This is a genomic window from Pseudomonas sp. TH32 (assembly GCF_016650855.1).
Classification (GTDB): Bacteria; Pseudomonadota; Gammaproteobacteria; order Pseudomonadales; family Pseudomonadaceae; genus Aquipseudomonas.
The window spans coordinates 40,332-59,213 of record NZ_JAEKFA010000001.1; the positions used below are offsets into that span (position 1 = coordinate 40,332).

Consider the following 18,882-nt stretch of genomic DNA (forward strand, 5'->3'; position numbering starts at 1 on the left):
CCAGAGGTCGCTCAATGACAGCCACCAAAAAACAAGCTAAGGCGGCCCATAGCCATCATTCCCATTGTCTGTTGACCCAGCCATACGCTAACCTTGCCGGCCGGCCTGACCACTGATCATGTGCATGAACCGTGATTTAAATGGATCGTTTGCGTAAGGCGCAAACACCGAAACTAATCTGTTACTGCAAATGGTGCTCCGTTAGTAAGCGTGATGGGGTCCGGCAATACATTCCATACGCCCATTGAAATGGGCTAACGCGCCCTACAAGGAGTTCAACTTGAAAATTTTTCTAAGCTGGTCTGGCGAGCTTAGTCGCGAGCTTGCAGAAGCCCTGCGTGATTGGCTCCCTGCTGTGCTTCAAAGCGTGAAGCCATTTTTTACTCCGAATGACATCGAGAAGGGCGCACGCTGGAGCAAAGATATTGCCCAAGAACTCGAAACTTCGTCATATGGAATATTTTGTTTAACTAAAGAGAACTTAACGAAACCTTGGATTATGTTCGAAGCTGGCGCGCTTTCTAAAAGAATAGATGTGTCACGGGTTTGCCCCGTGTTATTTGGTGTGGACAACGCAGACTTGGAAGGTCCTCTGGTTCAGTTTCAAGCATCACCATTCAACGAAGCCGAAATTAGAAAGTTAATGAAAACACTGAACTCCGGACTCGGGGAACAGCGACTGGATGAAACTGTGTTAACCTCAGTTTTTGAAATGTGGTGGCCAAAATTAAACGAGAAAATCTCCAAAATATTAGAGCGCCACGCGGCCAAACCTACTGGCACATCATCAACACGAACTGATCGAGAACTCCTTGAAGAGGTGTTACAACTTTCAAGACTAAATTCATCTAAGAACTCTAACACCCCACGCTTGGATCGAGTGGAGCGACTCGACCCCTCAGCGATAATTCACTCCTTTAAACATATAATGTACCTTTGCGACTATGCGCGCGGAGGGCAGCAGAACGAAGAGCTTCTACCGTTAATTCGAGGGATATTTGATCCTCTAAGATACGTTGTTGATGAAACTCTTGGCTCTTCAAAGCATAAGCATGAGATCAACGAAATTGCAGCATCAATTGAAACGATGCTCAACGCGGACAACTAATCTTAAGTCTCCCATTAGAATCCCTTTAAGCCGGCCGGCACTAATTGGGCAACCAGTGCCTTTATGGAGCCGGCAGTGTCATAGCGCCCCATCTTGCGGATGGCCGGGAACTTCCTCGGTGACCGACTTACGAAACTGTTCAGTCCGTTTGGAGCGGCCCCGCATCAGCATCCCGTTAGGGCTGAGCTTAGTGTTCGTATCGGCTTGGGTAAGCCACTGTCCGGATACGCATTGCCCGCAGAGGGCCACTTTGAGGGTGCCCTTACGACATCTTTAAGGGAAGGCCACGTCAGTATGGTCTCTCCCCTTATTGTGGGTGTTTTAAATCCGATACCTTGCCAAGCCCCTAATGCGCGTCACAGTGGACGCCACGTCGTTTGACATATAGAGTGCATGATGGCAATCCGCCAACAACAAGGAGAGTAAGATGGCAAATTACACCGATGAATCCGTATTGAAAAAGGTAGACGGAACCGAGGCACGCTGGACAACTAAGTACTCTCCAAGCGACACAGTTCCAGTATCTGGAATTTATCGCTGCGTTAATTGTAAACGCGAAGTTACTTGCAACGAGGGAGAAAGCTTTCCACCTCAGAACCACAGCCAGCATGCCCCTGGCAAGCCAATTTTATGGAAGCTCAACGTCCGGACCAATACAACCGGAGAAATTTGAGAACTTAATATAACGTACCAAGTTGGGTGCAATGATCCTTCTGAAGTTCATTACACCCAACAAGTCCATGCTATTGAAGTTTCTCGGCTTAAGCTTGGAAGCCTTAGCCCGAGAAAGCTCAGGAGACTACAAAGACGAATTTCAGCGCTTCAGTCATGCGACCACCTCGCAACACTCCCCACCCCATACAAGTCGTAACTGATAGACCCGAAGCAGTGCGCCAAGATTGACTCAGTGGTTCCCACAGGCACCTCAATGGACTTCCAGACAGGGCGACTGGGGCTCCTGAGCCCATTGTGAGTCCTTATGAAGGTCAAGGCATGGAAACGGTATGGCGCCGCTTTGATTGTAGAAGGCCATTAAGTCCCTTGAGATCCTTAGTTTCCCATTGTCAGCCTTGCATATTAATTAGAAGGGTACGTCTTCTTCCTCAGTAATTTGTGTAACTGTCTGGTAGCTCAGCTTTTCAAATCGATCATAAAGATCGGAAATTGTTGTTGATTCATCTTTGTATTTTCTTGCGATAAACCGTATCGAACGAGACATTTCTTTCAATGCATCTAAAGATTGCTCATACCCCCCGACCTCTTGCGCCTCACTGTTGTGCATGGAAATAAAAGACTCTAATAATTCTTCGAGGGCCTTTGGAGGAAGGCGAAAGGTTTGCCGGGCTGAGCGGGTCAAAAGTAATATTTCGTCCAAGACCTCTCTATCGTTTCGTACGGGACCATCAACAATAGTGATCGATGATAGAATCTCAGTGATTTTCTCTTCAAGGTCAGGCCACCATTTTTCAAATACAGCGTCCAAAGTTTTTGCAGGTAATTTATGTTCGCTTAGCCTACCGTTGATTACAGTAATTAACTTATGAAAGTCTGCCTTTGTAAACTCAGTCGTCTGAAACTGCTTTAAAGGCCCAGCAAGATCGGCATTGTTAATTCCGAACAAAATAGGGCAAACATAAGTCTTATCAAGACTTTTAGATAACGCTCCAGCCTCAAATAGAATCCAATCGCTGTGAATATTATCTCTTGTAATGCACAGAATCCCTATTTCTGCGTTTGAAAGCTCTTTTGCAATATCGTTAGCCCACCGCCCGCCCTTCTCAATATCAGCAGGTGTGAAGTAAGGAGTCACGAGTTGTAGCACTCCTGGGAGCCAATCTCTGATGGACTCTGCTAACCGTTTACTGACAGGTCCCGACCAACTAATGAAAACTTTCATTTAGAGCTTATCCCGCACTTTAAAAAGCGGAGCATATCAGCACGCAATATCATTTCGCCACCCCCAGCATTACCTTAAGGTATCAGGCAGCTCCTCAAAGCTTCAGCCATACGCCCGACTTCGACCGCACTCCCCGCCCCGTATAAGTCATAACTGATAGACCCCGAAGCATGCCCCAGGATTGACTCAGCAGTCCCAACAGGCACCTCAGCGGCCTTCAATGCACCAGCCAGAGAGTGACGCAACGAGTGGAAGGTCTGGGTCCGATCAGCATTCAAGCTCAGGACATCCCTTAAGGCCCCATTGAGCACGTTCGAGAACTGACCGGCGCCCAACTTGAACAGCCGTGAGTCTGCCTTTCTGACGAACTCAAGGAACGCCTGAAGATCGAAACCGTAAGCGCCATCAGTCAGCGGTACAACACGGAGAGCATTCTTGGTCTTGGCTGTCTTGCCATCATTCCTGTTGATGTCGATGACCCATACGCTGCCGACCCGCTTAACGTCAGCCTTGGTCAATTGCCTGAGTTCCTCGATACGGGCCCCAGTGATCACCCCAAGGTACAATGCCCAGCGCTGCCATGCATCCACTGGTAGTGAATTAGCGTGAGCCATCAAGGCTGCTACCTGATCCGGAGAGAACGCCTCACGGGAGCTGTCAGCGCCTTTCGTTGGCTTCAGACCCTTATCAAAACTCTTGTCGAGGTATCCGTTATTCACAGCCCAATCCATGACAGTCGATAGCCGGGTCAGCAGCTTCTTAACCGTCGAAGGCTTACGGTCCTCAAGGAGCTTGTCCCGAAGGTTCTTCATGTCCTCCCGTGTGTGGGTCTTCATGTCCAAGTTGCCAAGGATCGTGCCGATAGCCTCACACGATGACTTCACGTCCCGCATAGTGCTGTCCTGAATGCTGTCTTTGCGTTCCGCCATGTAGAGCCCAGAAAGGGCCTTGAATGTCAGACCTGAAAGAGCACTTACAGATAAGGGCAGGGAGAGGGCCACAGACGTGCCACAAGATTCCCCATTGAGGTCCTTCACTATCTCGACCAGCTTCCCCGACCGGCCCCGCATACGCTCCTGAGAGGCCTCAAGGATCTCAAGGGCCTTACTTACTGCTCGTTGCTGATTGATGCTCAGGGGCAGCTGTGCGGACGCCTTACGGAGCGCCAAGTGATGTTCATCGTTGATCATCTCGTAAGCGACCAGTGAACTGTCACCGTGTGCCATCGTCAGGTTGTACTCGGCGATGTCTATAAGGCGCTCACGAAGTTCATCCCATGGCGCTTCTGGGTTGTCCAAATGGTAGGCCTTCAGAGTCGAGAGGATGTCGTCGGAGATGGTCATTGCGGTGGCCTTGTCGGTAGTCCTGAGTGACAGCGTGAAGAAGCCCTTAACGGTTCCTTGAGGGCGAAGGCGAAGGTAATAGCGACCAGACCGGCGATAGTGGTACGGCTTGGCGAGCGCAGTTTGTAACAGGTTTGTCCCACTTGGGGAGCGGTGGTTGACGGTCATCGGCTGAAACCCCTGTATCCATTGGGTTTAGCCTCAAAGGGTCGAGTTCTACAGCAACTATAAGGTCAGCCGCGACCTGATCGAGTTGCGCAACCTGGCCCAGGTGGCGGAACTGATGATTCGCTCGGCCATGGAGCGCAAAGAGAGCCGGGGACTGCATTACACCCTCGACTACCCGCAAATGCTGCCCGAGGCGCGCGACACTATCCTGGTGCCAACCACCTACGGCGGCTGAACTTCAAGCGCACCCGCAGGCGCCGATGCACATCGGTGGCCTGCGAATCCCGCGGCACACAGATCGAACGCACGCGCCAGTCACCCTGCACCCGAAAGCGCAGCACCACGATCAACGGCAACGCCAGGCTGTCGGGGCGCAATTGCACGCTGTGCCAGCCACGCGCGGCGCTCCACAACTCCCAGCCGTCCTCATCGCGGCGCAGGCCACGGATCGACGAACGGTGAGTCAGCAGGATATGCCGCGGCAGCACCCAACCGGCATGGGCCAGGCACAACAAGGCGCCGAACACGGCGAACCACGGGGGCACATCGAGAAACCACAAAGCACCCAGCGCGAACGCCTGGGCGAAAAGATAAGCCGCCAGCAACTGCCCGGAGGCGTGCCAGCGGCATTCGAACGTATTACTTGGGCTGGACACGATCCAGAATCATCCGAACCATGCGCTGCAGCTCCGGGTCTTCCGATTCGGCACGCTCCATGAACCAGCCGAACATGTCCTGATCTTCGCATTCCAGCAGCTTGCGGTAGCAGTCGCGGTCGACGTCGTTGAGGTGCGGATAGACCTCCCTGACGAACGGTACCAGCAACACGTCCAGCTCAAGCATGCCGCGGCGGCTGTGCCAGTAGAGGCGATTGAGTTCTACATCTTCGACCATGGAGCGCTCCTCAAATAGAGCGCAAGTATACAGGCCGACGCTGCCTGGAACAGTCGGCTTTGGTCGGCCATACCGAAACTATCCATTTGCCGGGCGCCCCTCTATGATGCACCCATGACTTTTTAACCTGCGATGACCCATGGCTGACTCTGCTTTCTTCTGCCCCCTGTCCCACGAAGGCGTTCTCGCCGTCCGCGGTTCCGACGCTGCCAAGTTCCTCCAGGGACAACTGACCTGCAACCTCAACTACCTGAGTGACACCCAGGCCAGCCTCGGCGCGCGCTGCACCCAAAAAGGGCGCATGCAGTCGAGCTTCCGTATCCTGCTGCAAGGCGATGGCGTGCTGCTGGCCATGGCCTCCGAGCTGCTGGAGCCGCAACTGGCGGACTTGAAGAAATACGCGGTGTTCTCCAAATCCAAACTCACCGACGAAAGTGCCGCCTGGGTACGTTTCGGGGTGTCGGATGCTGATCCGCTATTGGCCAGCCTGGGCCTTGAGCTGCCCGCCGAGACCGACAGCGTGGTGCGCAGCGGTGAATTGATCGCCATCCGCGTATCCCCGGGCCGCGCCGAACTCTGGGCCCCTGCCGCCCAGGCCGATACCCTGCGCAGCCAACTCGCCGCGCAATTGAACGAAGGTGAACTGAATCAATGGCTGCTGGGCCAGATCCGTGCCGGTATCGGCCAGGTCATGCCCCAGACCCGCGAACTGTTCATTCCGCAGATGCTCAACCTGCAAGCCGTCGGCGGCGTCAGCTTCAAGAAAGGCTGCTACACCGGCCAGGAAATCGTCGCGCGCATGCAGTACCTGGGCAAACTCAAGCGTCGCCTGTATCGCCTGAGCCTGAATGCCAACGAATTGCCAGAGCCTGGCACCCCCCTGTTTTCCCCGTCGCACAACAGCGCCATCGGCGAGGTGGTGATTGCCGCCCGGGCCGGTGAGTCGATTGAACTTCTAGCGGTGCTGCAAGCCGAAGCAGCAGAGAGTGGCGATGTGCATGTGGGTACGCTGGAAGGCCCGGGCCTTCAGCTGCTCGACCTGCCTTACCAGCTGGACCGTGATCGCGAGATCCAGCGCTGATCGTCGTACCTTTTTGCAACACCCTAGAGATCATGAATGAACAAGCTGGCGGAAAGAGTCCAACAGGCTTTGGTTGTGGCCATCGATAATGATGACCTGGTCCTGCCAACGCTACCGGAAGTGGCCCTGAAGATTCGTCAGGCCGCCGAAGACCCGGACATCAGCATCAGCCATCTGAGCAAAGTGATCGGCCGCGATACCGCCCTGTCGGCGCGGCTGATCAAAGTGGTCAACAGCCCGCTGCTGCGCGCCACCCAGGAAGTCACCGACCTGCACACCGCCATCACCCGGCTGGGCACCAACTACAGCAGCAACCTGGCGATCGGCCTGGTGATGGAGCAGATCTTCCACGCCCGCTCCGAAGTGGTCGAACAGAAAATGCGCGATGTGTGGCGGCGCAGCCTGGAAGTGGCCGGCGTCAGCTATGCGCTGTGCCGCAACCACAGCCAGTTGAAGCCTGATCAGGCAGCCTTGGGTGGGCTGGTGCATCAGATTGGCGTATTGCCGATCCTCACCTACGCCGAAGATCACTATGAACTGCTGTCCGATCCGGTCAGCCTCAACCACGTGATTGAAAGCATTCACCCATTGCTGGGCGACAAACTACTGCGACGCTGGGACTTCCCGGAAATGCTGGTTAACCTGCCGGCACAGTACATGGACCTGGAGCGCGACTCCGAGCGCCTGGACTATATCGACCTGGTGCAGGTCGCCGTGCTGTATTGCCACCGCAACACCGACCATCCGCTGGCCAGCGTGCCGGTGTCGACACTGCCGGCGATCCAGAAACTGCGGATCGACCCCTACAACGACACCTTGCGTGCCGAGCTGGACGAAGCGCGGTCGATGTTTTACTGATCAACCCGCGATAAAACTGACCCGCACCTTCAACCCCGCCAACTCACCGTCATGCAAGCTGATCTGCGCCAGGTGCGCCCGGCAGATCTCGCCGACAATCGCCAACCCCAAGCCTGAACCCAGGCCCTGCTGGCTGCGCCGATAGAAACGCTCGAACACTCGGTCCCGCTCATCCAGCGGGATGCCCGGGCCATCGTCTTCCACTTCCAGTACCGCCGGCGCCGTGACCCGCAAAATAACGTTGCCGCCCGGCGGCGTGTGGGCCAGGGCGTTGTCCACCAGATTGCTCAGCAATTCGTTCAACAACGTTGGCTCGCCCCGCAACCACACCGGCTCGTCCGCCTCCAGCGCCAGGGCCACGCCCCGCGCATGGGCCAGCGGCGCCATGGCCATGCCCAGCTCGCGAGCCAACTGGCTCAAGTCCAACAGTTGCGCACCGCCTTCGGCAATCGCCCGGGCGCCGTTTTCGATACGGGCCAACGAGAGCAATTGATTGGCCAGGTGCGTCAGGCGATCCGTGCCCTGGGCGGCGGTTTCCAGGGAGGTGCGCCAGGTGGCCGGGTCTTCGGCGCGCAGTCCCAGTTCCAAACGAGCCTTGAGCGCGGCCAACGGTGTGCGCAGTTCATGGGCGGCATCGGCAATAAACTGGGCCTGGCGCTCGAACTGCCCGCGCAGGCGTTCGGTGAAGTGGTTGAGCGCCCGCACCAGAGGGCCCAACTCATGCTGCACTTCCACCAGCGGCAACGGCCGCAGGTCATCCGGCTGACGCTCTTCCACGGCCGTACGCAAGCGCTCCAATGGCCGCAGTGCCGCGCTCACCGCGAAAAACACCAACAACAATGCACCGACGGCCAGCATGCCCAGACGCAGCAAGGTATCGGCCATCAGGCTGCGGGCCATGGCGACTCGTGCCTCGTCGGTTTCGGCCACGCGGATTTCCGCCATGCCGTTCATGTTCGGCTCGGACACCGCCTTGAGCAGGCTAACCACCCGCACGTTCTGGCCCTGATATTTAGCGTTGTAAAAGCGTGCCAGCGCCGGATAGTCATCGGTGCGCGGCGTACCCGGCGGCGGGCCGGGCAGGTTTTCGTAGCCGGAAATCAGCTTCTGGTGAATATCGTTGACCTGGTAGTAAATCCGCCCGGCGCTGTCATAGGCGAACGTATCCAGGGCGACGTAGGGCACATCGGCGCTCAAGGTGCCGTCGCGATGAGACAGGCCCGCAGCAATGGTCCGCGCCGAGGCCAGCAGCGTTCGGTCGTAAGCCGTGTCTGCCGCCTCGCGCCCATTCCAATAAGCGCTCAAGCCACTGGCGATCATCAACACCACCAGCAGCAGCGCCAGGTTCCACAGCAGGCGCCAGCGCAGGCTGCTGGGCTTATGCATCGCGGGCTTCCAGCAGGTACCCCAAGCCACGGAAAGTGACGATGGCCACAGGCTGGCCATCGAGCTTCTTGCGCAGGCGGTGCACGTAGATTTCGATGGCGTCGGGGCTGGCCTCTTCATCCAGGCCGAACACTTGGGAGGCCAACTGCTCCTTGCTCATCACCCGGCCGGGACGTGCGATCAGCGCCTCAAGCACCGCCTGCTCGCGGGAGGTCAACGTCAGCAGCTCACCGCCCAGGGTGAAGCGCCGTGTGTCCAGATCGTAAATCAACACGCCACAGGCCTGCTGCCGCTCTCCGCCCAGCACGCTACGGCGCAGCAGGGCCTTGACCCGTGCTTCCAGCTCAGTCAGTTCAAACGGCTTGGCCAGGTAGTCATCCGCGCCGAGGTTGAGGCCATGCACGCGGTCTTTCACATCGCTGCGGGCGGTCAACATCAACACAGGCAGATTTTTCCCACGGGCCCGCAAGCGTGCCAGCACCTCGAAACCGTCCATGCGCGGCAGGCCCACATCAAGGATCGCCACCGCGTATTCCTCGCTGCTCAGGGCCAGGTCCGCCGCCACGCCATCGTGCAGCACATCGACGGTCAAACCCGTGCTCTTGAGCGCCTGGGCGACACTTTCGGCAAGCTGCAAATGGTCTTCGACCAGAAGGACACGCATGGGTTTATTACCTCGTTCGGGAGTGGTCGGCGCCACACTTTGCCGGGGAGTTTACAGGCGCCGCCTGCGCTGTGAAGCCCGAAAACATTGAAAGGCGACTGAAAGGTTAGTGAAAGCTTCGCCCTTTAGCATCCAGCCACGGTGGGTTTCGCCTGCCGAGCTATTTCACCCATAGCGCCCGAAAAACGCCTCGAAGCGTTTTCGCCAAAATAAGAACAATAACGGAGTACACCCACGATGCTGCGCACACAGCCGCCTGCTCGTTCTTCTCGTATCACCCAGACCGCCCTCGCCAGTGCCGCCGCCCTTGCCGGTTTTTCGCCTGCAGGCCAAGCCGCCTTTTTCGAGGACAGCACCGCCACTCTCGAAACCCGCAACATGTACTTCAACCGCGACTTTCGCGACGGTACCAGTGCACAACAATCCAAACGCGACGAGTGGGCCCAGGGCTTTATGCTCAACCTGCAGTCGGGCTACACCGACGGCACCGTCGGCTTTGGCGTGGATGCGCTGGGCATGCTGGGGGTCAAGCTCGACTCCAGCCCCGACCGCACCGGCACCGGCCTGCTGCCGACCCACGATGACGGCCGGGCCGCCAACGAATATTCCAAACTCGGCCTGACCGGCAAAGTGAAAATCTCCGCCACCGAACTGAAAATCGGCGCGCTGATCCCCGAGCTGCCGATCCTCAAGCCCAACGACGGGCGTATCCTGCCGCAGACGTTTGAAGGCGGCCTGTTGAGTTCCAAGGAATTCAAGAACCTGGTGTTCACCGGCGGGCGCCTGAACAAGGCCAAGGACCGCGACGACACCAACTACGAAGACATCGGCCTCAACAACAAGAACAGCCGCTTCCTGAGCGGCGCCACCGGCAAGCATTTCGACTTCGGTGGCGTGGACTACAAGTTCGCCGACAAGATCACCGGCAGCTACCACTTCGCCCAACTCGACGACGTGTACCGCCAGCACTTCCTCGGCCTCGTGGCCTCCCGCCCGATGGGCCCCGGCACCTTCGGCGCCGACCTGCGCCTGGCCGTCAGTGACGACACCGGCGCGGCCCGCGGCGGCAAGATCGACAACACGTCCCTCAACGGCCTCTTCAGCTATGCGCTCAATGGCCATAAGCTCAGCGCCGGCTACCAGCACATGTCGGGCGACAGCGCCTTTCCCTACGTGGATGGCAGCGACCCGTACCTGGTCAACTTCGTGCAGATCAACGACTTTGCCGGCGCCGAAGAGCGCTCCTGGCAGGCACGCTACGACTACGACTTCGCCAAGCTGGGGATCCCCGGCCTGAGCTTCATGAGCCGTTACCTGTCGGGTGACAACATCAAGCTCAAGAACGGCGAGACCGGCAAGGAGTGGGAACGCAACAGCGAGATCCGCTACGTGGTGCAAAGCGGCACCTTCAAGGATGTGGCCGTGCGCCTGCGTAACGCCACCTACCGCTCCAACTATTCGGCCCGTGATGCGGATGAAGTGCGCCTGCTGGTGAGCTACAGCGTCGCACTGTGGTAACAGCAACCTCATAACAACAATGATGGAGATGAACATGACCCTTTCACTGCGTAAATTTGCCCTGACGGCCAGCTGCATGCTGTTCGCCAGCCAATTGATGGCCGCCGAACCCAAGCGCCCGGAATGCATCGCCCCGGCGTCCCCGGGCGGTGGTTTTGACCTGACCTGCAAACTGGCGCAAAGCGCGCTGGTCAACGAGAAGCTGCTGAGCAAGCCGATGCGCGTGACCTACATGCCCGGCGGCGTGGGCGCAGTGGCTTACAACGCCGTCGTGGCCCAGCGCCCGGCAGATGCCGGCACGCTGGTGGCGTGGTCCAGCGGTTCGCTGTTGAACCTGGCCCAGGGCAAATTTGGCCGCTTCGATGAAAGCGCCGTGCGCTGGCTCGCGGCCGTCGGCACCAGCTACGGTGCCATCGCGGTGAAAAGCGATTCGCCCTACAAAAACCTCGACGATCTGGTCAAGGCACTGAAGAAAGATCCCGGCAGCGTGGTGATCGGCTCCGGCGGCACCGTCGGCAGCCAGGACTGGATGCAAACCGCCCTGATCGCCAAGGCCGCCGGGATCAACCCGCGCGACCTGCGTTACGTAGCGCTGGAAGGCGGCGGTGAAATCGCCACCGCCCTGCTCGGCGGCCACATCCAGGTGGGCAGTACCGACATCTCCGACTCCATGCCGCACATCCTCAGCGGCGACATGCGCCTGCTGGCGGTGTTCTCCGACGAGCGCCTGGACGAGCCGGAAATGAAGAACATTCCGACCGCCAAGGAACAAGGCTACGACATCGTCTGGCCGGTGGTGCGTGGCTTCTACCTCGGGCCAAAAGTCAGCGACGAAGACTACGCCTGGTGGAAAGACGCCTTCGACAAACTGCTGGCCTCCGACGAGTTCGCCAAGCTGCGTGACCAGCGCGAGCTGTTCCCGTTCGCCATGACCGGCCCGGAGCTGGACACCTACGTGAAGAAACAGGTGGCTGACTACAAAGTGCTGGCCAAAGAGTTCGGCCTGATCCAGTAATCGCCCCTTGTTCGCGCGGCCACGCCCCTGCGCATCGGGGGTGTGGCCCAGGAGTTTTGCATGCTCTTACAACGCATTTTCGCCGCGTTCATGTTGCTGGTCTGCGCCGGCCTGGCGCTGATGGCCTGGCCGTATCAGGCATCGTTTTCCTACGAGCCGGTAGGACCTCGCGCCTACCCGCTGCTGATGCTCGGGCTGATGAGCCTGGGCCTGATCTACATGCTGTTTCGCCCGCAGCCCACCAAGCACACCGAGGAAGAACCGGCGCTGGACCGCGAAACCCTGGTCAAGATCGCGGTCTGCGTCACGCTACTGGTGATTTTCGCCGGCACGTTCGAACCCCTGGGTTTCATCCTCAGCAGCATGCTGATCGGCATTCCCATGGCGCGCCTGTATGGCGGCCGCTGGTTGCCCAGCGTGGTGATCGTGACCTTGATGAGCATCGGTCTTTATCTGTTGTTCGATAAGGCCATGGATGTACCGCTGCCGCTCGGCCTGCTTGAAGTTCTGGAGAACTGATATGGATACGTTCAGCTATTTGGGCCAGGGCTTCGGCGTTGCACTGACCCCTTACAACCTGATCACCGCGCTGTGCGGCACCTTGATCGGCACCGTGGTCGGCCTGTTGCCGGGCCTGGGCCCGATCAACGGCGTGGCGCTGTTGATCCCCATCGCGTTCGCCCTCGGGCTGCCGCCTGAGTCGGCGCTGATCCTGCTGGCCGCCGTGTACCTGGGCTGTGAATACGGCGGGCGTATCAGCTCGATCCTGCTGAACATCCCGGGTGAAGCCTCCACCGTGATGACCACCCTCGACGGTTACCCGATGGCCCGTAAAGGCCTGGCGGGCGTGGCATTGTCGCTGTCGGCGTGGAGTTCGTTCATCGGCGCGTTTATCGCCACCTGCGGCATGGTGCTGTTCGCCCCGCTGCTGGCCAAGTGGGCGATTGCCTTCGGCCCCGCGGAATATTTCGTACTGATGGTGTTCGCCATCGTCTGCCTGGGCGGCATGGCGGGTGATAAACCGCTGAAGACCTTTGTCGCCGCGTTGATCGGTCTGTTTCTGTCAGCGGTGGGTATCGATGCCAACAGCGGCGTGTACCGTTTCACCGGCGATAACATCCACCTGACCGACGGCATTCAATTCGTGGTGTTGGTGTTGGGCCTGTTCTCCATCAGCGAGATCCTGTTGCTGCTGGAAAAAACCCACCGTGGCCAGGAAGCGGTAAAAGCCACCGGACGGATGATGTTCAACCTGAAGGAAGCTTCTGCGGTGTTCGTCGTGAATATTCGCTGCGGCCTGCTGGGTTTCATCATGGGTGTACTGCCGGGCGCGGGTGCAACACTGGCTTCCGCCGTGGCCTACATGACCGAGAAACGCCTGGCCGGTGCCAGCGGTAAATTCGGCCAGGGCGACATGCGCGGCCTGGCCGCTCCGGAAACCGCGATTGGCGCTTCCGCCTGCGGCGCCCTGGTGCCGATGCTGACCCTCGGCGTACCGGGTTCGGGCACCACGGCAGTGATGATCGGCGCCCTGTCGCTGTACAACATCACCCCTGGCCCGCTGCTGTTCCAACAGCAACCGGACATCGTCTGGGGCCTGATCGCCTCGTTGTTTATCGCCAACATCATGCTGGTGATCCTCAACATCCCGATGATCCGCATCTTCACCCGCATCCTCGCCGTGCCGAACTGGGCGCTGGTGCCGGTGATTGCCATCATCACCGCGATCGGTGTGTACGCGGTGCACGCCACCACCTTCGACCTGTTCCTGATGGTGGGCATCGGCATCTTCGGCTACATCCTGCGCAAGCTCGACTTCCCGCTGTCGCCGGTCCTGCTGGGCTTTATCCTGGGCGGCTTGATGGAGCAGAACCTGCGTCGTGCGCTGTCGATTTCCAACGGCGAATTGCAGATCCTCTGGTCCAGCCCGATCACCTTCGGTGTGTGGGTACTGACTGCCTTGATGTTGTTGTTCCCGCTGCTGCGTATCTGGCGCAAGCGTTCCCTGCAGCGTCGTGCCGTGGCCGATGTCTGAGGCCACGTTTAGAAACTGGTGGGCAACACCGCTGGTCGGTCTGCTGGGCGGGTACCTCGCCAGCCAGATCGGCTGGCCACTGCCGTATATGGTCGGCTCGTTGCTGGCGATCATCCTCGTGCGCTGCCTCACACCCTGGCAACTCGCAGAAATTCCCGGCGGCCGCAAATGCGGCCAATGGGTGGTGGGCATCGGTATCGGCCTGCACTTCACCCCGGTGGTGATGGAGCAGGTGATGAGCCACTTCGGCCTGATCTTCTTCGGCGCGCTGGTCACCAGTCTCTCCAGCATTGTGGGGGTGTGGTTGATGCGCCGCAGCGGTGAAGACCGCGCCACGGCGTTTTTCTCCAGCATGCCGGGCGGCTCGGGGGAGATGGTCAACCTCGGCGCACGCAATGGCGCGGTGCTCAGCCGTGTCGCGGCGGGGCAGAGTTTGCGGGTATTGGTGGTGGTGCTGTGTGTGCCGGCGGCGTTCAAGTACTTGCTGGGGGAAGGTGCGCCGCAGTTTCATCCGGCGACGGTGGATTGGACCTGGCTGGCGGTGCTCTTCCCCGTCGGCGCGTTGGTGGCCTGGGGTTGGCAGCGTTTGCGCCAGCCGAACCCGTGGCTGTTCGGGCCGCTGCTGGTGAGTGCTGCCGTGAGTATCACCTGGGACTTGCACATCGGCCTGCCAGACGGTGGCAGCCAGATCGGCCAGTGGCTGATCGGCAGTGGGTTGGGCTGCCACTTCAACCGGCAGTTCTTCCGGCGTGCGCCGTTGTTCATGGGGCGTACGTTGATCGGTACGGCGTTGACCATGTTGATCGCGACGCTGGCCGCCGTGGGCTTGAGTGCCCTGACCCATCTGGATCTGCGTTCATTGACGCTGGGCATGATGCCCGGCGGGATTGCGGAAATGAGCCTGACGGCAGAAACCCTGCAACTGTCGGTACCGTTGGTTACCGCGTTGCAGGTGATGCGCCTGTTGTTTGTGTTGTTTCTGGCGGAGCCGTTGTTCCGGCATTGGAACCGTCAGCCAGACAAGGTTTAAAGCCTGTAGTGAGGGGAATTTCCCCTCACTCACCCACTTCTCACACCGGCGGCAATCGCCACTCGATCGGCGTCTCGCCGTTCTGCTCAAGAAACTTGTTGGTGCGGCTGAAGTGCCCGCAGCCAATAAACCCTCTATACGCCGACAACGGTGACGGGTGCACCGACGTCAGCACCAGGTGCTTGGTGGCGTCGATCAGCTTCTGCTTGCCCTGCGCGTGGGCGCCCCACAGCAGGAACACCAGGTGCGGCTGATGCTCGCTCACCAGCTCGATAATCCGATCGGTAAAAAACTGCCAGCCCTTGCCCGCGTGGGCGTTGGCATTCGCGCGCTCCACGGTCATGGTGGTGTTGATCATCAGCACGCCCTGGTCGGCCCAGCTTTGCAGGTAGCCATGGTTGGGGATGTCGATGTTCAGGTCGCGCTTGAGCTCTTTATAGATATTGACCAGCGACGGCGGCGCCGGCACGCCCGGCTGCACCGAGAAGCACAGGCCGTGGGCCTGGCCGGGGCCGTGGTAGGGGTCCTGGCCGAGGATCACCACCTTGACCTTGTCCAAAGGCGTTGAGTTGAGTGCGTTGAAGATCATCGGGCCCGGCGGGTAGATCTCTTTGCCGGCGGCGTGCTCCTGGCGCAGGAATTCCCGCAACTGGGCCATGTACGGCTGGTCGAACTCGTCACGCAGGGCGTGTTTCCAGCTGGGTTCGAGTTTGATACGGTCGTCGGTGGTCATGGTTGTATCCAGAAAAAACAATGGTGCGAACCCTAGGAAAGCCCACCCTGCTTGTCAATTGATCTGACGCAGAACCGGCACTTTCCCACGAAGCGATCATACTGAACCTTCACTTTCTCGATTGAGGTCATGATGAACCTGCACTTCGAAGAGCTGATTGGCACGGGCGGCGCCCGCGTCGGTATCGCCAGCCTGGACGCTGAAAAATCACTCAACGCCCTGTCCCTGCCGATGATCCAGGCCCTGGGCGAACGCCTGGATACCTGGGCCAAAGACCCGCACATCGTCTGCGTGCTGCTGCGCGGCAATGGCCCCAAGGCCTTTTGCGCGGGCGGCGAAGTACGCAGCCTGGCCCAGGCCTGCCGGGAACATCCCGGCGAAGTGCCAGCACTGGCCGCGCAGTTTTTCGCCGCGGAATACCGCCTCGACTACCGCCTGCACACCTACCCCAAACCGTTGATCTGCTGGGGCCACGGCTATGTGCTGGGCGGCGGCATGGGCTTGCTGCAAAGCGCGGCAGTGCGCATCGTCACCCCGAGCAGCCGCCTGGCCATGCCGGAAATCAGCATCGGCCTGTACCCGGATGTGGGCGCCAGCTGGTTTCTGTCGCGCCTGCCCGGCAAGTTGGGGTTGTTCCTCGGTTTGACCGGCGCCCACATGAATGGCCGCGACGCTTTGGACCTGGGCCTGGCCGACCGTTTCCTGCTGGATGAACAACAAGACGAACTGCTCGAAGGCCTGCTGCAACTGAACTGGCAGGAACAGACCGACATGCAGCTCAACAGCCTGCTCAAGGCCCTGGCCCAGGAAGCCACCGGCCAGATGCCCGAAGCCCAGTGGCTGCCGCGCCGTGCGCAGATCGATGAATGGCTGGATGTCGGGGACGTACGCTGCGCGTGGCGCGCCTTGAGCCAGCTGCGTGACCACGCCGACCCGCTCTTCAACCGCGCAGGCAAAACCCTGAGCGAAGGCTGCCCGCTGACCGCACACCTGGTGTGGGAACAAATCCAGCGGGCGCGGCATTTGTCCCTGGCCCAGGTGTTCCAGATGGAATACACCCTGAGCCTGAACTGCTGCCGCCACCCGGAATTCAGCGAAGGGGTGCGGGCACGGTTGATCGACAAGGACCAACAGCCCCACTGGCATTGGCCGGATATCAACCTGATCCCCGAGGCGGTGGTGCAGGCGCACTTCCACAAAGTGTGGGAAGGGCGCCATCCGCTGGCGGATTTGTCCGACTACTGAACGCCCCTAGCGGTGCCCGCCGCCACGGCCTCCGCCCTGATTGCCGCCGCCCTGGCCACGGCCACCGCCATTACCCCAGTGGCTGCCCCAACCCTGGTTGGGGTACGGCCGGTAACCGGCTCTCGGCCCGGCTGGGTAGTAGCGAGGTGCGGGCTGGTAATACCGTGGCGAAGGGTAGTAACGCTGCGGTGGCGGGTAGTACCCCTGACGGTAATGGTAGTAAGGGCCGCCGCCGTAGTAATACGCCGGCGCAGGCGCCGTGTAGACCTCGGTACCGTAGTAGGCCTGGCCGCCACCGTAATAGGGCGCGCACGCGGAAAGGGTCAAGCCGAGCAAAGCGATGAGAAGCAGTCGACGATACATGGCGGCCTCCTGGACCGCGGAAGAGCACACCCAGCGACGCTGGGGGGCGGCAAACAGCTTTCACTGCCTGACGAAATATCTGACATCAAAATCGGAATCTGGTGCGATTTCGACATAGATTGATACATCTGTTCGTCGCCTCATTGCAGTGCAACCCCGCACCAGCACAACGCACACTCTGCGCGCCCTGCGCCCTCCTCCTCGCGCCAACCCGCGCCGTTGCTGCGCCGGTGCCACTTGGCACGACTCTCGCTTTACCTCTCCCGTGCAGGAGTCATCACAGGTTCGCGGCACCACAATTTGCAATGGCTGACTAGGGTTCCGGCTCGCTAAGGCGAGTGGCTGGTCCGAGAGTCGGCGACCTCCAGTTGAGGTTACACGGCGGGATAAAAGCCCGGGAGACAAGCCACCGTTTACGGTGCCGCGTTGCTCCTGTCCGCCCTTGATCAACTGGAGAAGCATCCATGCCCTCGATACGTTTACCCGCCCTGCTCGCCGCCGCCTTCGCCGCCGTGGTGAGCCTTTCCGCCCAGGCCGCCCCCAAAGACCATTTCAGCGTGTGCTGGACGATTTATGCCGGCTGGATGCCCTGGGAGTACGCCGGCAGCCAAGGCATCCTCGACAAGTGGGCCAAGAAGTACGGCATCAAGATCGACATGGTGCAGCTCAATGACTACGTCGAATCCATCAACCAGTACACCGCCGGCCAGTTCGACGGCTGCACCATGACCAACATGGACGCCCTGACCATCCCCGCCGCCGGTGGTGTGGACAGCACCGCGCTGGTGGTCAGCGACTTCTCCAACGGCAACGATGGCGTGGTCATCAAGGGCGAAGGCAAGACCGTCGCCGACCTCAAGGGCATGAACGTCAACCTGGTGGAACTCTCCGTGTCCCACTACCTGCTGGCCCGCGCGCTGGAGTCGGCCGACCTCACCGAAAAAGACCTGAAAGTGGTCAACACTTCCGACGCGGATATCGCCGCCGCCTTCAACACCGACCAGGTCAAGGCCGTCACCACCTGGAACCCGATGCTCTCGGAGATCAAGGCCAAGCCCGGCGTCACCGAAGTGTTCGACTCCAGCAAAGTGCCCGGCGAAATCATGGACATGATGGTGGTCAACACCCAGACCCTCAAAGACAACCCCAAGCTGGGCAAGGCACTGACCGGCGCCTGGTTTGAAGTGGTCGCGCTGATGAACGCGAAAAACGCCGCCAGCACCGACGCCCTGGAACACATGGCCAAGGCCTCCGGCACCGACCTCAAGGGCTTCCAGTCCCAACTGGACACCACCAAGCTGTTCGCCACGCCCAAGGAAGCCCTGGCCTTCGCCACCAGCGCGCAGTTGCCCGCCACGATGCGCAAGGTCGCCGAGTTCTCCTTCCAGCATGGCCTGCTGGGTGAAGGCGCCAAAGACACCAGCGCCGTGGGCATGAGCTTCGCCAACGGCGTGACCAGCGGCGACACCGCCAACCTCAAGCTGCATTTCGACCCCAGCTACGTGCAGATGGCCGCCGACGGCACGCTGTAAGAGGACCCGGCC

19 protein-coding genes, 1 pseudogene and 1 riboswitch are annotated in these 18,882 nt (G+C 59.5%); of the genes and pseudogenes, 12 read left to right on the forward strand and 8 right to left on the reverse strand.

Annotated features, from left to right (window positions below):
• Positions 1-280: 280 nt before the first annotated feature.
• Positions 281-1,108 (forward strand): toll/interleukin-1 receptor domain-containing protein, encoded by an 828-nt coding sequence (locus tag JFV30_RS00195; protein ID WP_201121471.1) that lies wholly within the window; start codon positions 281-283, stop codon positions 1,106-1,108.
• A 427-nt stretch (positions 1,109-1,535) separates the two neighbouring features.
• A complete protein-coding gene (locus JFV30_RS00200) occupies positions 1,536-1,781 on the forward strand; it encodes a hypothetical protein (RefSeq protein ID WP_201121472.1) in 246 nt (81 codons plus the stop codon).
• Between the two features lie 408 nt (positions 1,782-2,189).
• On the opposite strand, the gene JFV30_RS00205 is transcribed toward JFV30_RS00200, so the two are convergent.
• Both JFV30_RS00205 and JFV30_RS00210 read right to left on the reverse strand, forming a co-directional pair.
• Complete coding sequence (locus tag JFV30_RS00205) at positions 2,190-3,005, reverse strand: TIR domain-containing protein (RefSeq protein ID WP_201121473.1); 816 nt, start codon at positions 3,003-3,005, stop codon at positions 2,190-2,192.
• A gap of 74 nt (positions 3,006-3,079) precedes the next feature.
• On the reverse strand, positions 3,080-4,516 hold the full coding sequence (locus tag JFV30_RS00210; RefSeq protein WP_201121474.1) for a tyrosine-type recombinase/integrase: 1,437 nt from the start codon (positions 4,514-4,516) through the stop codon (positions 3,080-3,082).
• Between the two features lie 43 nt (positions 4,517-4,559).
• On the opposite strand from JFV30_RS00210, the pseudogene JFV30_RS00215 reads away from it, so the two are divergent.
• Positions 4,560-4,751 (forward strand): annotated as a pseudogene (locus tag JFV30_RS00215) (L-aspartate oxidase); the annotation flags it as partial.
• Here JFV30_RS00215 and JFV30_RS00220 read toward each other — a convergent pair.
• Together JFV30_RS00220 and JFV30_RS00225 are read right to left on the reverse strand one after the other, a co-directional pair.
• A complete protein-coding gene (locus JFV30_RS00220) occupies positions 4,720-5,172 on the reverse strand; it encodes a protein YgfX (protein WP_201121475.1) in 453 nt (150 codons plus the stop codon). The pseudogene JFV30_RS00215 and the gene JFV30_RS00220 sit on opposite strands and share 32 nt — an antisense overlap.
• Entirely contained in the window at positions 5,156-5,410 is a 255-nt protein-coding gene (locus tag JFV30_RS00225) for an FAD assembly factor SdhE (protein ID WP_003212000.1), read from the reverse strand. The genes JFV30_RS00220 and JFV30_RS00225 overlap by 17 nt, the downstream gene beginning before the upstream one ends.
• 139 nt (positions 5,411-5,549) lie before the next feature.
• Here JFV30_RS00225 and ygfZ point away from each other — a divergent pair, with 139 nt between their 5' ends.
• Positions 5,550-6,491: a CAF17-like 4Fe-4S cluster assembly/insertion protein YgfZ gene (gene ygfZ, locus JFV30_RS00230; RefSeq protein WP_201121476.1), complete on the forward strand. Its 942-nt coding sequence runs from the start codon at positions 5,550-5,552 to the stop codon at positions 6,489-6,491.
• Positions 6,492-6,527: 36 nt separating this feature from the next.
• On the forward strand, positions 6,528-7,349 hold the full coding sequence (locus JFV30_RS00235; protein WP_010176592.1) for an HDOD domain-containing protein: 822 nt from the start codon (positions 6,528-6,530) through the stop codon (positions 7,347-7,349).
• Here JFV30_RS00235 and JFV30_RS00240 read toward each other — a convergent pair whose 3' ends face one another.
• Both JFV30_RS00240 and JFV30_RS00245 read right to left on the reverse strand, forming a co-directional pair.
• On the reverse strand, positions 7,350-8,735 hold the full coding sequence (locus tag JFV30_RS00240; RefSeq protein ID WP_201121477.1) for a sensor histidine kinase: 1,386 nt from the start codon (positions 8,733-8,735) through the stop codon (positions 7,350-7,352).
• Positions 8,728-9,399: a response regulator gene (locus JFV30_RS00245; protein WP_003212008.1), complete on the reverse strand. Its 672-nt coding sequence runs from the start codon at positions 9,397-9,399 to the stop codon at positions 8,728-8,730. Before JFV30_RS00245 ends, JFV30_RS00240 begins: the two co-directional genes overlap by 8 nt.
• A 237-nt stretch (positions 9,400-9,636) precedes the next feature.
• On the opposite strand from JFV30_RS00245, the gene JFV30_RS00250 reads away from it, so the two are divergent.
• From JFV30_RS00250 to JFV30_RS00270, 5 genes are read left to right on the forward strand one after another with little or no spacing between them, the layout of a single operon-like run.
• Positions 9,637-10,917, forward strand: a complete 1,281-nt coding sequence (locus JFV30_RS00250) for an OprD family porin (RefSeq protein WP_010176594.1) — start codon at positions 9,637-9,639, stop codon at positions 10,915-10,917.
• Between the two features lie 28 nt (positions 10,918-10,945).
• On the forward strand, positions 10,946-11,932 hold the full coding sequence (locus JFV30_RS00255) for a Bug family tripartite tricarboxylate transporter substrate binding protein (protein WP_169387311.1): 987 nt from the start codon (positions 10,946-10,948) through the stop codon (positions 11,930-11,932).
• Between the two features lie 60 nt (positions 11,933-11,992).
• Positions 11,993-12,451, forward strand: coding sequence for a tripartite tricarboxylate transporter TctB family protein (locus JFV30_RS00260; RefSeq protein WP_201121478.1), 459 nt, complete (start codon positions 11,993-11,995; stop codon positions 12,449-12,451).
• Position 12,452: 1 nt separating this feature from the next.
• Complete coding sequence (locus JFV30_RS00265; RefSeq protein ID WP_003212016.1) at positions 12,453-13,967, forward strand: tripartite tricarboxylate transporter permease; 1,515 nt, start codon at positions 12,453-12,455, stop codon at positions 13,965-13,967.
• On the forward strand, positions 13,960-14,997 hold the full coding sequence (locus JFV30_RS00270) for an AbrB family transcriptional regulator (RefSeq protein ID WP_201121479.1): 1,038 nt from the start codon (positions 13,960-13,962) through the stop codon (positions 14,995-14,997). Before JFV30_RS00265 ends, JFV30_RS00270 begins: the two co-directional genes overlap by 8 nt.
• Before the next feature lie 40 nt (positions 14,998-15,037).
• Here JFV30_RS00270 and ung read toward each other — a convergent pair whose 3' ends face one another.
• Positions 15,038-15,730 (reverse strand): uracil-DNA glycosylase, encoded by a 693-nt coding sequence (gene ung / locus JFV30_RS00275; RefSeq protein ID WP_010176598.1) that lies wholly within the window; start codon positions 15,728-15,730, stop codon positions 15,038-15,040.
• A 132-nt stretch (positions 15,731-15,862) separates the two neighbouring features.
• Here ung and JFV30_RS00280 point away from each other — a divergent pair, with 132 nt between their 5' ends.
• Positions 15,863-16,975 carry an enoyl-CoA hydratase/isomerase family protein gene (locus JFV30_RS00280; RefSeq protein ID WP_201121940.1) on the forward strand — a complete coding sequence of 371 codons (1,113 nt, stop codon included), beginning with the start codon at positions 15,863-15,865 and terminating at the stop codon, positions 16,973-16,975.
• 6 nt (positions 16,976-16,981) lie between these two features.
• Here JFV30_RS00280 and JFV30_RS00285 read toward each other — a convergent pair whose 3' ends face one another.
• Positions 16,982-17,338: a hypothetical protein gene (locus JFV30_RS00285; RefSeq protein ID WP_201121480.1), complete on the reverse strand. Its 357-nt coding sequence runs from the start codon at positions 17,336-17,338 to the stop codon at positions 16,982-16,984.
• Between the two features lie 302 nt (positions 17,339-17,640).
• A riboswitch (guanidine-I (ykkC/yxkD leader) is annotated at positions 17,641-17,741 on the forward strand.
• Positions 17,742-17,802: 61 nt separating this feature from the next.
• On the opposite strand from JFV30_RS00285, the gene JFV30_RS00290 reads away from it, so the two are divergent.
• A complete protein-coding gene (locus JFV30_RS00290) occupies positions 17,803-18,870 on the forward strand; it encodes a putative urea ABC transporter substrate-binding protein (RefSeq protein WP_010176602.1) in 1,068 nt (355 codons plus the stop codon).
• Positions 18,871-18,882 lie beyond the last annotated feature (12 nt).